This window comes from Embleya sp. NPDC001921 (assembly GCF_053594475.1).
In genome coordinates this window covers 78312-92304 of sequence record NZ_JBSFEO010000026.1, presented here as the reverse complement: position 1 = coordinate 92304, position 13993 = coordinate 78312, and the positions used below count along the sequence as shown (strand labels likewise).

At 73.5% G+C, this 13993-nt stretch carries 10 protein-coding genes; 3 read left to right on the top strand and 7 right to left on the bottom strand.

What is annotated here, in order from left to right; genetic code table 11:
• Positions 1-235 precede the first annotated feature (235 nt).
• Positions 236-1696, top strand: a complete 1461-nt coding sequence (dctA, locus tag ACWCPW_RS27985; RefSeq protein ID WP_449764365.1) for a C4-dicarboxylate transporter DctA — start codon at positions 236-238, stop codon at positions 1694-1696.
• A gap of 64 nt (positions 1697-1760) precedes the next feature.
• On the opposite strand, the gene ACWCPW_RS27980 is transcribed toward dctA, so the two are convergent.
• Positions 1761-3137 carry a tannase/feruloyl esterase family alpha/beta hydrolase gene (locus ACWCPW_RS27980; protein WP_449764364.1) on the bottom strand — a complete coding sequence of 459 codons (1377 nt, stop codon included), beginning with the start codon at positions 3135-3137 and terminating at the stop codon, positions 1761-1763.
• 255 nt (positions 3138-3392) lie between these two features.
• Between ACWCPW_RS27980 and ACWCPW_RS27975 the strand changes: the two genes are divergently transcribed.
• On the top strand, positions 3393-4655 hold the full coding sequence (locus ACWCPW_RS27975; protein WP_449764363.1) for a sensor histidine kinase: 1263 nt from the start codon (positions 3393-3395) through the stop codon (positions 4653-4655).
• Positions 4652-5392, top strand: a complete 741-nt coding sequence (locus ACWCPW_RS27970; RefSeq protein WP_449764362.1) for a response regulator — start codon at positions 4652-4654, stop codon at positions 5390-5392. Before ACWCPW_RS27975 ends, ACWCPW_RS27970 begins: the two co-directional genes overlap by 4 nt.
• Before the next feature lie 69 nt (positions 5393-5461).
• Here the strand turns inward: ACWCPW_RS27970 and ACWCPW_RS27965 are convergent, their stop codons facing one another.
• From ACWCPW_RS27965 to ACWCPW_RS27940, 6 genes are read right to left on the bottom strand one after another with little or no spacing between them, the layout of a single operon-like run.
• Complete coding sequence (locus ACWCPW_RS27965) at positions 5462-6250, bottom strand: FkbM family methyltransferase (RefSeq protein ID WP_449764361.1); 789 nt, start codon at positions 6248-6250, stop codon at positions 5462-5464.
• A complete protein-coding gene (locus ACWCPW_RS27960) occupies positions 6247-6456 on the bottom strand; it encodes a Trm112 family protein (RefSeq protein ID WP_449764360.1) in 210 nt (69 codons plus the stop codon). The genes ACWCPW_RS27965 and ACWCPW_RS27960 overlap by 4 nt, the downstream gene beginning before the upstream one ends.
• Positions 6446-7375, bottom strand: coding sequence for a hypothetical protein (locus ACWCPW_RS27955; protein ID WP_449764359.1), 930 nt, complete (start codon positions 7373-7375; stop codon positions 6446-6448). Before ACWCPW_RS27955 ends, ACWCPW_RS27960 begins: the two co-directional genes overlap by 11 nt.
• Before the next feature lie 2 nt (positions 7376-7377).
• Positions 7378-8097, bottom strand: a complete 720-nt coding sequence (locus tag ACWCPW_RS27950; protein WP_449764358.1) for a class I SAM-dependent methyltransferase — start codon at positions 8095-8097, stop codon at positions 7378-7380.
• Positions 8094-9479 carry a condensation protein gene (locus tag ACWCPW_RS27945; RefSeq protein ID WP_449764357.1) on the bottom strand — a complete coding sequence of 462 codons (1386 nt, stop codon included), beginning with the start codon at positions 9477-9479 and terminating at the stop codon, positions 8094-8096. The genes ACWCPW_RS27950 and ACWCPW_RS27945 overlap by 4 nt, the downstream gene beginning before the upstream one ends.
• Positions 9476-13870, bottom strand: coding sequence for an alpha-(1->3)-arabinofuranosyltransferase domain-containing protein (locus tag ACWCPW_RS27940; RefSeq protein WP_449764430.1), 4395 nt, complete (start codon positions 13868-13870; stop codon positions 9476-9478). Before ACWCPW_RS27940 ends, ACWCPW_RS27945 begins: the two co-directional genes overlap by 4 nt.
• Between the last annotated feature and the right edge of the window lie 123 nt (positions 13871-13993).

Genomic DNA, 13993 nt, shown 5'->3' with positions numbered 1-13993 from the left:
AGAGCCACTGGCGGCATTTCACCCGGTTTCCGGCGATTCGGCGGGAATTTAGTCGTGCGCGTAATGCGCGTAATCACCGACGGACACCGGTGCCACGCCAATCTACGTCCCGTAACGCGCTGTTTCGCCGATGTTTCCGCCGCCCGACCGGGCCAGGCGGGTTCGGCCCGGTGCCGGCCCCGGTGTCGCAGCGTTCCCGTCCGCTCGACCCGACATCCTCCCCGGGAGGCCCCTCATGTCCCAGGTCACCACCACCGACCAGGCCGCCGGCGCGTCCGGCCCACCGCCCGACCAGGCGCCGGCGCGCCGCCCCTGGTACACGCTGCTGTACGTATGGGTCCTGGTCGGCATCGTCGCCGGCGTCGTGGTCGGCGCCGCCTGGCCGCATACCGGTGAGCAGCTTCGCCCGCTGGGCGACACGTTCGTCAACGCGATCAAGATGATCATCACGCCGATCATCTTCGTCACCGTGGTGACCGGCATCGCGGGCGTGGACAGCCTGCGCGGCGCCGGCCGGATCGGCTGGAAGTCGCTGGTCTACTTCGAGGCGCTGACCACCATCGCGCTGATCCTGGGCCTGGTGGTGATGAACGTGCTGCGTCCCGGCGACGGGGTGCACGCCGACGTCGGCTCGATGAAGGTCTCCGAGGCCGCCCAGGGCTACATCGACAAGGGTGAGGCGCAGTCCTGGTGGCACTTCCTCACCGATCTGGTGCCCAGCAGTGTGGTCGGCGCCTTCGCCGACGGCGACGTGCTCAAGGTGTTGTTCTTCGCGGTCCTGTTCGGCATCGCGATCAAGCTGGTCGGGCGCCCGGCGGAGGGCATCGCGATCGGCGTGGAGCGCACCGGTCGGGTGCTGTTCGCGGTGCTGCGGATCGTGATGTACGCGGCGCCGGTCGGCGCGTTCGGCGCGATGGCGTTCACCGTCGGCAAGTACGGGCTCGACACGCTGACCAGCCTGGGCAAGCTGGTGGCGATCTTCTACGGGACGAGCCTGTTCTTCGTCCTGGTGGTGCTCGGCCTGGTGATGGCGGCCATCCGGCTGAACATCCTGCAGTTGCTGCGGTACATGAAGGACGAACTGCTGATCGTGCTGGGCACCTCCTCCAGCGAGACCGTGTTGCCCCGGGTGATCACCAAGATGGAGAACCTGGGCGTGCCCCGGCAGGTGGCCGGTCTGACCGTGCCCAGCGGGTACTCGTTCAACCTCGACGGGACCTGCATCTACCTGACGCTGGCCGCGCTCTACGTTGCGCAGGCCACCGACACCCCGCTGTCCATGGGCCAACAACTGAGCCTGGTGGCGGTGCTGTTGCTGACCTCCAAGGGAGCGGCCGGGGTGACCGGATCGGGCTTCATCGTGCTCGCCGCGACGTTGTCCACGGTCGGACACGTGCCGGTGGCCGGGATCATGCTGGTGTTCGGCATCGACAAGTTCATGAGCGAGTGCCGGGCGCTGACCAACGTGTGCGGGAACAGCGTGGCCTCGCTCGTGGTGGCCTCGTGGGAGGGCGTGCTGGACCGGGACCGGGCCCGCAAGGTGCTCGCGGGCGAACCGGTCGAGCCGCTCGCCTCCCGTGACCTGGTCGACGCGATCACCGCGACCGCCCCGATCCAGGAGGCGCCGGTCGCCGCCGGCGGCGGGGTCTCGATCGACAAGCGGGCCCCCGGGGCGCCGGTGGCGACGGCGCACTGAGCGCGGCGCCGCCACCCGCGACCGCGCCGGAGGCGCATCGCGGGTGGCGGCGTGCCGGCTCGGGTCACAACCCGCAGCCGTTGATCCGGTCCGCCTCCTCCGGCGGCGCCGGGACGGTGCGGCTCGCCGGCGGCGGGGTGCCGTTCCGGGTCCAGGCGGCCAGCGTGTCGAAGGCCGTCGCGAAGCACGGGGACATCGACTGCACCACCTTCGGCATGGCCTGATACAGGCCGTCCGCGTGGGTGCCGTTGGTGACCCGGTAGTAGCGGTGCATCCCGCCGCGCCCGGCGTCGTCGACCATCCTCGCGTACACGTCGCCACTCCTGGTGATCGGCAACAACGCGTCGAGCGTGCCATGGAGGGTGATCAGCGGACGCTTGATCCGTCCGGTCAACGACACCTTCTCGATCGCCTTGTGCACGGCGGCCGGGCGGTCGGCGTAGACGTAGTCGGTGTCGCAACCCTCGATCGTGTTCGGCGGGCAGAACGGCGTGCCGGCCTCCTTCGGGCCGTCGTAGCCGGGATCGACCTCCTCGCGCATGGTGCGCTGGAGCGAGTCCCACAGGTTCCGATAGTGGAATTCCCAGGTGTTCTCGGAGCCGACCGGGTAACCGGCCGCGTGCATCTCCGCCCGCCCGCCCGGCACGTTGTCGCGGAACTTCGGGTAGGCGCGCAGCGCGGCCGGTGCGGTGTCCAGGACGTTGGGGGACTCGGGCGTGAACAACACGCCGTGCAATTCGACGCCGCCGGTGAACAGGCTTGGGTTGTTCTCCAACTGCCAGCGCACCAGATAGCCGCCGGCGGACGCTCCCGCCATGTAGGTCGTCGCGGGCCGCCGACCGTAGTGCCGCGCGGCGACCCGCTTGGCGGCAACGGTCAACTGCGCCACCCGCTTGTGCCACTCCGCGATGGCGTCGCCGGGGCGTCGGCCGTCCCGGTAGATCCGCTCGCCGGTGTTGCCCTTGTCGGTGGCCGCGTAGGCGAAGCCCCGCGCGAGCACGTGGTCGGAGATCAGCCGGTCGTTGGCGTACTGCTCGCGCAGGCCGGGCGGGCCGGCGACGACCAGGCCGCCGTTCCACTTCTTCGGCAGCCGGATCACGAACTGGCTGTCGTGGTTCCAACCGTGGTTGGTGTTGGTGGTGGAGGTGTCCGGGAAATAGCCGTCGAGTTGGACGCCCTCGACGCCGGACGGGTTGACCGTGCCGGCCGCCTCCAGGCCGGCCCAGTCCTTCGGGTCGGTGTGTCCGGAGCCGACGGTGCCGGCCGTGGTCAGATCGGCCAGGCAGGCGCCGATCACACGCTCCGCGCCGGGCACGCGCACCGTGCACGGCGACGCGGCGATCGAATCGGACGCGGGCACCGCGCTCGCCGCCGTCGAGGCCGACGTCGCGGTCAACAGCAGCGCGGCGGCGACGGCGAGTGGGCGGGTGGTCTTCAGCAAGGAACTGCCCTTCGTGGGATGGGGGTGGGGAGCCGGAGTCGGCAATGCGAGATTAGAAACGGCCGGACGCCGGAGCACAGATGCCCAGTGGCCACGGCGCGACCGACCCCGGCACGGGGGTGCGCGGCGGGGCCGGCCGAACGGCACATGACCTTCGGCCAAGGTTCGGCACGACCCGCGCCGCGCCGGTCACCGGCGCGCCGGCCGCGGGTATCGTTCGGCGCACCGCACCCGGGATCGAACAGGGGTACCCAGATGACCGCGCCGTCACCGCCGGCCCCGCCCACCGGGTTGTCCCGGCCGATGCCCTGGGTGCCGCCCACGGTGTACGCGGCCGTGCTGATCGGCGGACTGTACGGCGCGGTGATCGAGGCCGGCCCGATCCGGCCGCCGCGCCCGGCCGGGTTCGTCGGATGCCTGCTGCTCCTGATCGCCCTGGATCGGTGGGAGGTACGCCGCCACCGGGTCCGCACGCCGCCGCGGCCGGCCGTGTTGTTGCTGATCGGCCGACTTGCGCTGTTCGCGGCGGCGGCCGGCCTCGACCGCTCCGGGGTCTCCCGGGCGCTGTTCGTCCTGGTGCCGATCACCGCCTACTTCGCTTTCGGCCGGCGGGTCGGTGTGGCGCTGAGCGGGGTGTGCGTGGGGGTGATCCTGCTCGGCACCGTGCTGCGGGTGCCCGAGTGGTATCTGCGCACCGACATCGTCACCGACCTGCTGATGTCCGGCCTGGGCCTGGTGCTCGCCGTCGCCATGGCCGCGATCGCGGTGGGCGAGCAGGCGGGTCGGGTCCGGCTGGAGGACACGCTGCGCGAACTGCGGGACTCGCACGCGCGGTTGGCCGACTACGCGGCCCGGGTCGAGCAGTTGTCGGTGGCCCAGGAGCGCAATCGGCTGGCCCGCGAGTTCCACGACGGACTGGGCCACCATCTCACCGCGATCGCCGTCCAGTTGGAGAAGGCGTCGGCGTTTCGCGACCTGGACGCCCGGGTCGCCGAGCGGGCGATCACCGACGCACGCTGGTCGGCGGGCCGAGCGCTCGACGAAGTCCGGGTATCGGTACGGGCGTTGCGGGATCAGGACGAGCCGTTCTCGCTGTCGGCGGCGCTCGCGGACCTGGTCCGGCACGTCGACGGCGGGCCGGCCAGGGTGACCCTGGAGGTGACCGGCGAGGAACGCGGCTACCACGTCGAATCGCTCACCGCGCTGTACCGGGCGGCGCAGGAGGGACTGACCAACGCGCACCGGCACGCCGACGCCGGACAGGTCGCGGTGTCCGCCCGGTACGGCGAACGCGAGGCACGGCTGGTGGTGGCCGACGACGGACGCGGCTTCGCGCCCGGCGCCGACCCCGGCGACCGGGTGCCGGGCACCCGGGACGGCTTCGGCCTGCGGGCGATGCGCGAACGGGTCGACCTGCTCGGCGGCCGGGTCGACGTCGACGCCGCCCCCGGGCGCGGCACCGTGGTCACCGTCACGGTGCCGCGCGTTCCGGTGCGTGCCGGGGCGTCGACCCGATGAGCGGCCACGAGGAGGAACCGGTCCGGGTGCTGGTGGTCGACGACCAGGAACTGGTGCGCGAGGGCATCGCCTCGCTGCTGGGCATCCAGCCCGGCATCACGGTGATCGGCGCGGTCTCGGACGGCCGTCAGGCGGTGGACACCGCGTGCGTCGAGCATCCGGACGTGATCCTGATGGACGTCAGGATGCCGGTGATGGACGGCGTCACCGCGGTCGCGCTGCTGAGCGAACGCGCGCCGCTGTGCCGGGTGATCATGCTGACCACGTTCGACGACGACGAGTACGTCACGGACGCGCTGCGCGCGGGCGCGGTCGGCTACCTGCTCAAGAATCTGCCCTCGGCGCAACTGGCCGCCGCGGTACGGCTGGCCCGCGCCGGCGTCGCCCAACTGGACGCCTCGATCACCCGGCGCCTGGCCGCCGGCCCGACCCGCCCGGAACCGGCGCGCGCCGACGGGCCGGGGCGCCCCGACGGGCCGGCGCGCCCCGACGGGCCCGCGTCGAACCGCGACCGCGAACCCGGCCCGACGCCGGGCCCGGATCCCGACGTGCTGACCGAGCGGGAAACCGAGGTGCTGCGACTGATCGCCACCGGATCGACCAACCGCGAGATCGCCGCCCGCCTGTTCCTCAGCGAAGGCACGGTCAAGAACCACATCTCGCGGATCCTGGCCCGCCTGGGCCTGCGCGACCGCACCCACGCGGCGATCTACGCGCACGACCGCGGCCTGCTGTGAGCCCGCCGGTCGGGGACGTCATGCCCGCCGCCCCCGACCGGCGAACCCGCCTGGGCCCCGGGCGGGGGTTCAGCCGGGCGACTCGCGTCCGGCCGGGCCCGGGCGACGTGCCGTCGGCAGGAACAGCACCGAGTTGACGTAGCGTCGACTGAACGGCGCCAACGTGCGGCGCAACAAGCCGCGTTCGGCGACGTGCGCGGTCTCGGCCTGGTGCCCCGCGAGGTCGAAGTCGGCCAGCGGAAGCCAGCTTCTGCCCGGCAACACCCAGCCCTGATAGTCCAGTTCCGCCAGGAAATCGAGCACCGGCCCCGGCGACCCGATGCGTGCCTCCACCTCGATGAACAGCGCCGGGCGATCGCGCCGCACGGTCTCCAGAGCACCGCGCAACACGGCCGACTCACTGCCGTCCACGTCGATCTTGACGAAGGTGACCCCGGTCAACCCGAGATCGTCCAGCCGCACGCACGGCACGTCCAGCGCGCGATCGTGGATGTCCCTGCGGACCAGCGACGAGACGCCGCGATCACCCTGATCCCCCGGGGGCAGCCACAGCGCGACCGTGCCGGTGCCGCGGTCGCCCGCGGCGGCGGCCACCACCCGCACGTTGGCGGGCGTACCGGTGTCCAGCAGCCGGGCCAGACGCGGGACCGGCTCCACCGTCACCACCGACTCCGCGCGCCGCGCCAGGCGCCGCGACCACGGCCCGTACCAGCCGCCCACGTCCACCGCCGTGCCGCCGCGCGGCACGAAGTCGGCGATCCGCCGCAACTCGGGTTCGAAGCGCGGGTACAGCACGTCCACCGCGGTGCGAACCAACCTCGGCGACACCCGGGGAGCGAGCCGGGCGGCGAGCGTCATCGGTCGATCCGCAGGCTGATCCGGGCGTGCTCGTCGTCGGAGACGCGCACGCCGGAGGAGGGGAGAAGCTGGGGGATGCCGTCGACGATCGGGTAGCGGCGGCGCAGTCGCGGGTTGTACAAGGCGTCCTCCGGGAGCAGCAGGGCCAGGGGGCCCTTGTCGAGCGGGCAGGCCAGGATCCGGAGCAGTGGATCGTCAGGTTCCATCGGGCGACTCCTCAACCAGGGCGGGGACTTCGGCTGCCGCGGCGGGGGGTTCCTCGTGCCGGGGCAGGGCGATCAGGACGGCGACGGCGAGCGTGCCGCCGGCCAGGCGCAGGATCAGCCGCGGCCGGTCGTGCGGCAGCGACTCGCCGAAGGCGAGGCTGCCGAGCACGGCGGTGAACAGCGCGGACACCGTGGTGCACACCGGCACGATCAGCGACGCCCGACAGCGCTGCAACGCGGCCTGGGACAACACCAGTCCGGCCGCGCCGGTGCCGACGAGCAGATAGGGATGGGGCGTTCGGAGCAGGGCGAGCACCGTGTCGCCGACACCGTGCCCGGTGAGCCGGCCGGAAACGCCCTTGATCGCCAGCGAACTCACCCCGTACAGCAGGCCCATCGCGACGCCGTACTCGACGCCGGTGGCCGGCGGACGGGCCGGGACCCGGGCCCGGCGGCCGGCGGCCAGGTACAGCCACAGTCCGGCCGCGAGCGCCGGCAGGCAGACCGCCAGGAGTCGGCCGGTCGGGGCGTGGTCACCGACCGGGTCCGCGTCGCGCAACGAGGCGACCACCATCGCCAGGGCGGCGAGCACGGCGAGCACACCCACCCGTTCGCGTACGGTGGGCCGTTCGCCCAGGACCACCGAGGACAGCAGGAGCAGCAGCACCAGGCCCGCGACGAACAGGCCCTGCGCGGCGGCGATGGGCAACGTGCGGTAGACCGCGAGTTGGGCACCGAACCCGGCCGCCAGCGCGAGCGAGCCGGCAAGCCACGCCGGGCTGCCCAGGAGCGACCGGATCAGCCTTAGCGGCCGACCGGCCGTCAGCGCCGGAAGGCTGCCCAACGCCCGTTTCTCCAGCACGAATCCGGTGCTGTAGAGCACATTGGCCAGCAGCGCCGCCGCCACTCCCCACCACACGGCTAGGCTCGCCGGGCGTGCGCGAGCAGGATCGAGGCGAGTGAGGGGGCCGCGCACGCGGCCCGGTCCAGCGGCCTGAGTGCCCGGGGCACGCCGTGGAACGGCGCCCCCGCGATGCGCACCACCTCGAAGCCGGACGCGGTCAGGAACTCGCGGAGCGCGCGGGCGGTGTACAGGCGCAGGTGACCGACCACCTGTGAGCCGGGTCGGCCGTGAATGCCGCGCAGACTGACCTCGGAGAAGATCGGCTGCACGCCGGCGAGGAGCAGCGCGCGGTTGTACCACGCGGCCAGGTTCGGCGTGGAGAGCATGAGGTGGCCGCGCGGCTTGAGCACCCGGCGTAGTTCGTCCAGCGCCGCGTCCGGATCCACCAGGTGCTCCAGCACCTCGCCGAACAGCGCCGCGTCCACGCTCGCCTCGGCCAACGGCAGCCCACCGTCCGTGAGTTCGCCGCGCACCAGGTGGCGTATGTGCTTGCTCGCCCGGCGCAGCGCGTCCTGCGACCAGTCGATGCCCACCAGGGTGTGTCCGGCCGGCAGCGGGCCGGCGAACGCGGCCGCCGAGCCGTCGCCGCACCCGATGTCGACCACCACGGCCGGCCCCGGGCCCAACGCGCGGGCCAGCATCCCGGCCTGGCGCCGGCTGCGCTCGGGGCCGGAGGCGACCGGTACCGCCGGGTTCTCGTAGAACGCGCGCAGGCCGGCGGGGGAGGTGTCGGTCATCGCGAACCCCCCTCGTGCGCGATCGGGTCGGCGACGACGGCCGAGGAGCGCGCGGCCGCCGAGACGGCGGACAGGTAGTCCTCGAAGAGGCCGTACAGCCGCCGGCCGGCCGCGTCCGTCAGCAGCGCGCGCGACCAGCGCAACCCCACATGCAGGCGGCCGAGGGTGCCGGTGGTGGTCACCGTCAGCCCCCGGGGCATCCGGGTGGGTGCCGAGACCCAGACCGCGTTCGCCCGGCCCGCGTCGCCGAAGTCCAGCGGATAGGGGATCCGGCCGAGGTTGCTGAGCAGGGTCGTCGAGGTCCAGGGCCCGAGCGCGCGGCCCAGGCCGCGGGTGATCGAGGCACGCAGGTCGACCGGCAGGAGCGGGGCGGTCAGCAGGGCCGCGCCGCGGCCGAGCGGGGGTCGGGGTGCGGCCCTGAGCGCCTTGGTCCGGCGGGCCGTGCGCCGGAGCAGGGCGAGGATCGCCTCCGGGTCCGGCTCCTGCCCGTACTCCCGGGCTCCGAAAGCGACTTCGACCAGCCGCGTGCCGTTGCCGATGGGCATCTCGATACCACGCGGGCGGTCGTCGACCGGCATGGTGATCCGGATCGGCCGGGTCGGGGCGCCGTGCAGCCGGTTCCAGTGGGCGATCATCAGGCAGGTGACCACCAGGAGTTGGTCGTTGACGGTGTACGCGGCGCCGGACGGGCGCGACGGGAGCGGCAGTTCGCCGAGCACGAGGCCGTTGCCGGCGCGGTGCTCGGCCCGCCGTGCGGGGGCCGGCGCGACCCGGGACGAACGCGCCAGGGCGGGGCCCGGGTCGAGGATGGCCTGTTCCGGGTCCTCGGTGCCGGCCGGTGCGGCCCGGTCCGAGGTGGGCCCGGGGCCGACCCCGCCGTACAACTCGGCCGCCGTGGCCAACACGCGCAGGAACGAGGGCCCGTCCAGGGCGGTGTGGTGGATGCGGCACAGCAGGACGCATCCGCCGGAGGTCGCCGACGAGCGGATCACGTCCACCCGCACCGGCGGCGACAGGGACAGGGGCGGCGCCTCGGCCAGGGCGAGTGCCCGGGCCCGGGCCAGGGCGTCCGGGCCGGGCGGTGGGAAGCCGACCGGTTCGACGTCGGGGGCGGCGGTGAGCTCCCACTCGTAGCGTCGCCGATACCACCGACCGGGTGCCTCGCGGATCAGGATTCGGGAGTGCCGGCGCAGTGCGGCGCCGAACGCGGCGCGCAGTCGGGCCGGATCCGGCTGCCCGGGCAGCCGGATCTCCATGTGCACCGCGATCGGCTCACCGGGCCGCTGACCCTGCCGGGACATCTCGTCGACGAGTGGGAACGGGATCCGGGCGAGGGCCGGCTCGACCGGGTGTTCGCGCCGAGCCGGGCGCACAGCGGTCATGGTTGTCCGATCTCCTTCGTCCGGCCCTCCGACGGGGGTTCCCGGTCGGACGGGGCGGGTTCCCCGTCGTCCGGCCGCACCGTCGGCAGCGGTGCGGTGTCGGCCTCGCGGGCCGGGTCCCGGTCGGCGACCGCCGCGGATTCGGTACCCGGGTCCCGGTCCGCCGGTGCCGGCTTGGCCATCGACACCGGCGTGGCCGCGGCTTCGGGCGGTGCCCCGGACGATCTGCCCGCAGGCGGCGCGGACGGGGAACGCCCGTGCCTGGGACCGGAAGCTCCGACGCGCGAGCCGCCGGGATCGGGCCCGCCCACCGTCACCAGTGCCGCGCACAGCGCGGTCAGCGCGAGCAGTTGCGCGGCCGGCCCGAAGGAGCCCTCGCCGTCGGCGATCGGCCCGTTTGCCCCGATCGCCGCCGCGATCCCGGCACCGGCCATCGCCACCAGCGCGATCGGCGTGAGCAGCCGGTGCCGCAGATGGGCGACCACCGCGAGCGCGGGCACCAGCAGCGCGATCGGTCCCGCCACGATCGCGACCACGACGGTCGGCGCGAGCACGCCCAGGATCGGGCCGGGCGGCGGCGGTGCGGCGGTCGGTGCCCCGCTCCCGGCCGAGTCCCGGTCCCGGCGCCGGACGAAGGCGAGCGCGATCAGCGCGGCCAGGGCCACCGCGCCGCCGATCAGTCCACCCCGGTAGATCCCGCCCGGCTCGTATTCGAGCTCGACGGTGCCGGCCGCACCGGCGGGCACCAGCCACCCCTGTTGCCAGCCGTCGATGCGTACCGGGCGCAGTTCCTTGCCGTGCAGCGTGGCCTTCCAGCCGGAGTTGCGGTTCTCGTACATCTGGAGGTAGGTGGCCTCGCCCGCGCCCATCCGCACCGAGCGGTGGTCGCCGCTCCAGTCGGCGGCGGTGGCCGATCGCGCGGACTGCCGTGCGGGGGCCCGCAGTTGCCCTCGGGTCGCGGTCACGTCGGTGATCTCCAGCGGCCCCTGGTTGCCGGCCTCGACCGTGTGCGTCCCCGCGCCCAGAGGCAGTACGCCGCCCGGCGACTCGGCGGCGCACAACCGCACCGTCACGGACCGGCGTTCGACCAGGTCGCGCACCGTGCCCGAGACGCTGGTGGCGTGCATGACGCCGTCCACCGCCAGCGGCGGTCCCTGCCCGCACGGCAGCGAGAACGCCACCTTCGGGTCGGGCGGGGGCGGGCGCAGCCGGGCCAGCGCCGGGATGTGGATCTCGCTCAATCCCACCGGCAGTTGCAAGCGCTTGTCGGCGAGCGGGTTGTGCACGGTCAGCGGCGCGCCGCGAGTGATCGTGACGGTGATCCGGTCGGTGTCGATCGGCCCGAATCGGGCCAGCCCGTTCTCGTCCACGGCGACGGTCGCCGATCCGTTGGGCGAGTCGATCCGGATCTCCTCCGGCCGGGTGGACAACCCGCCGGCCGCCCCCAGCACGATCTCGTCGATGCTCGTGCGATCGGGCCAGTTCAGATGGACCACGGGTCGATCGCCGGCGATCCACGCGGTGGTCAGGTCGCCGTCCACGAGGTTGCGCGCGCTGAGCGAGCGGCCGGTGTGACCGGTCGACTCGGCGGTCGCGGTGATGCGCTTCGCCTGGTCCGGCGCGGCGCCCACCACCAGCCGGTCCAGTTCCGGGCCGGGCACCGCGACCGCGCGCACGTCGAACGCGAAGTCACCGCCCTGGGGGGTTTCGAATCGGCGGTGCAGTCCGTCCTCGGCCGCCACCGGCGAGAGCCCGCCGGGGTCGTTGTCGCGGTGCATCGAGTAGACCCCGGTCTGTGCCTCGGAGCGGTCCGCGTCGGTGGGCAGACGCAGCAGCCGGGACACCTGCACACCGGGGATGGCCACCTCGGCGAAACCCGCGCCGGACAGTCCGGAGCGCGCGGTCCGCGCGTCCAGGATGGTGACCTTGAGCCACTTGGCCGACCCCTGCGGAGCCTTGACCTGCTGCGGTGTGCCCTCGGGGCGCAACAGGCTCTCCTGGGAGCCGCGATCGGTCTCGATCCGCACCCGGGTCGGCGCGGCACGCATGGCGTCCCCCGGCAGGGGGGTGAGCGAGAGCGACGCGGGAATCTCGGTCGGCGCGGTGAAGGCGACCTCGAGCCACTGGCCGGCCGGGGTGCCGGGGCTGCCCTCGGCCCACGCGGTCGCCGGGTCGCCGTCGAAGGCGTTCACCGGGTCGTACTGCGGCAGATGGAAGAGCCAGTTGCCGCTGCTGGACGCGGTCACCGACGCCGCGCCGCGCAGCACGGCGGTGCTCTGGTGGGCGGCCCCGTCCACGGGCAGGATCTGCTTCGGCGCGGATCCGGGGTTCTGTGTGCTGTCGGGCGGGTTCCGCTCGCCGGCGGTGTACGGGTAGGACGTGTTGGAGTTGACCAGGCCGAAGCGGGTGTCCGCGCGGCGCAGTCCGTCCGCGACGAACTGTGTGCCGGGCCGGTCGATGCCGGGGTGGGCGTCGCCGGTGAGCACGGTGGGTCGGTCGCGCAGACCGGGATCGGCGGACAGTTGCAGCAGCGCCTCCGGGCCGCCGCTGAGCACCGCGGTGTCGGCGACCGCCCGACCGCCGACCTGGCCGGGCCGAGGCGTGCCCGGGCCCGGTTCGTAGATCTCGACGGCCTGCAGGCGGGTGAACAGCCCCTGCACCTGGACCGGTGTGCCTTCGGGGATGCGACCGCCGGTGATCAACGGCCCGAAACCGGTGACCCGGTGGTAGCCGGAAGCCTCCAGGGTGCGCTTGACGGTGATCGGCGGCACGTAGCCGATCTGGTCCGGGTCCAGGTCGTTGCGGACCACCACCGCGTACAGACCGGCCCGGGACAGGAAGTCGGCCAGCCCGGGTACCTGGCCGCCGGTGAGCAGGGCCTGCTCCACCGCGTCCGTCATCCGCCGCACGCCGGGCGTGCCGAACGGGACGAAGTCCCGCTGTGCCCACGGCGAATCGGCCAACGGATCGAGCGGCTGGTCGATCGGCGAACCCCAGGTGTACAGCCCGTGGGCGGTCGCGGGGACCACCAGTGCGCGGCTGTCCGGGGAGTGTTTGTCCAGCCAGTCGGCGGTGTCGCGCCAATGGTCGGGCAGCTTGGTGAAGGCACCCGACTGCAGCACCGTGCCGTTGAGGTAGGGCCAGGCCAGGCCGGGCAGGATCAGCAGCGCGGCGAGCGCGGGCGCGAACCGGCGGGCGGGTCGGGGCAGCGCCGGTTCGTGCGCGCTCACCGTGCCCACCAGGTGGGTCAGCCCGAGCACCAGCGCCAGGGCCAGTCCGGGTTCGAACTTGTAGATGTTGCGGAACGGGCGCAGCCACCCGTCGAGCCAGTCGCGGGCCGTGCCGTGGAACGGCGCGCCGAACGAACCGCCGTACCCGGCCAGGGCGATCAGCGCCACGATCAGCACGGTCAGGATCAGCCAGCGGCGCTCGGGGAGGTCGCGACGGGCCAGTCCGGCCAGGCCGAGCGCGGCGGCGAACGCCGAGCCGAGCACGGTGACCACGGCGGTGGCCACGGTCCAGCCGGCCGGCAGCCACGGTTCACCGAAGTTGAGATAGGCGACCCAGTCGCCCGCGCCGCGCAGCAGCTCGGTCGCGGACATCGTGCTGGTGGTGGTGTCGGCCTGCTCGATGTACGGCATGAAGTTCTCGCCGTACACGCCGAGCAGCAGCAGCGGGATCACCCACCACGCGGTGGCCAGCAGCACCCCCGGAACCCACCAGCCGATCAGTGCCCACTTGCGCGGGCCGCCCGGGCGGGTGAGCAGGTACAGCCCCACCGGCAGCAGCGCGGCCAGCGTCGAGGCGGCGTTGACCCCGCCCATGAACGGGATCAGCAGCGCCGAACGGGCGGCGGCCGTACGCGGGTTCAGGCGCGGCGAGGTCAGCGGCAGCAGCACCCACGGCAGCAGCGCGCCGGGCAGCACCGCGGCCGAGGTGGAGCCGATCACGATGGTGAAGGTCGGCCACAGCGCGTACGCCACCGCGCCCAGCAGTCGGCTGTGCGCGGTGCCCACGCGCAGCCGTTCGGCCAGTCGCAGCGCGCCCCAGAACGCGGTGGTGACGATCAGCGAGAGCCACAACCGCTCGGCGAGCCAGATCGGCAGGTGGATCAGGTCGGCGAGGGCGTAGAACGGCAGGATCGGGAAGGCGTAGCCGATGTACTGGTCGGCGATGCCGCCGAAGCCGGCCCGGTCGTGCCACAGGCTGCCCAGGTCGCCGATGAAGCCCCATGGATCGGTGACCACGCCCAGCTTGGTCTCGAAGGTCATCTTTCCCGGCGACACGGCCAGGAACGCGACGAAGACGAGTGCCCAGAAGGCCGGCAGCCAGATCCGCCGGCGCGGCCGGTCGGCCGGTGGTTCGGCGGGCACCGGCTCGGCGGGCGGCATGCCGGGCCGGGCCGGGGGGAGGGACAGGGTCGTCTCAGTCACGAGTGCCTCCTGCGGAGCGCGCGCGATGCCCGGGCGCCGGGACGCCGGCGGCGGGATCGAGGAACGCGTCGGGCGATGGCG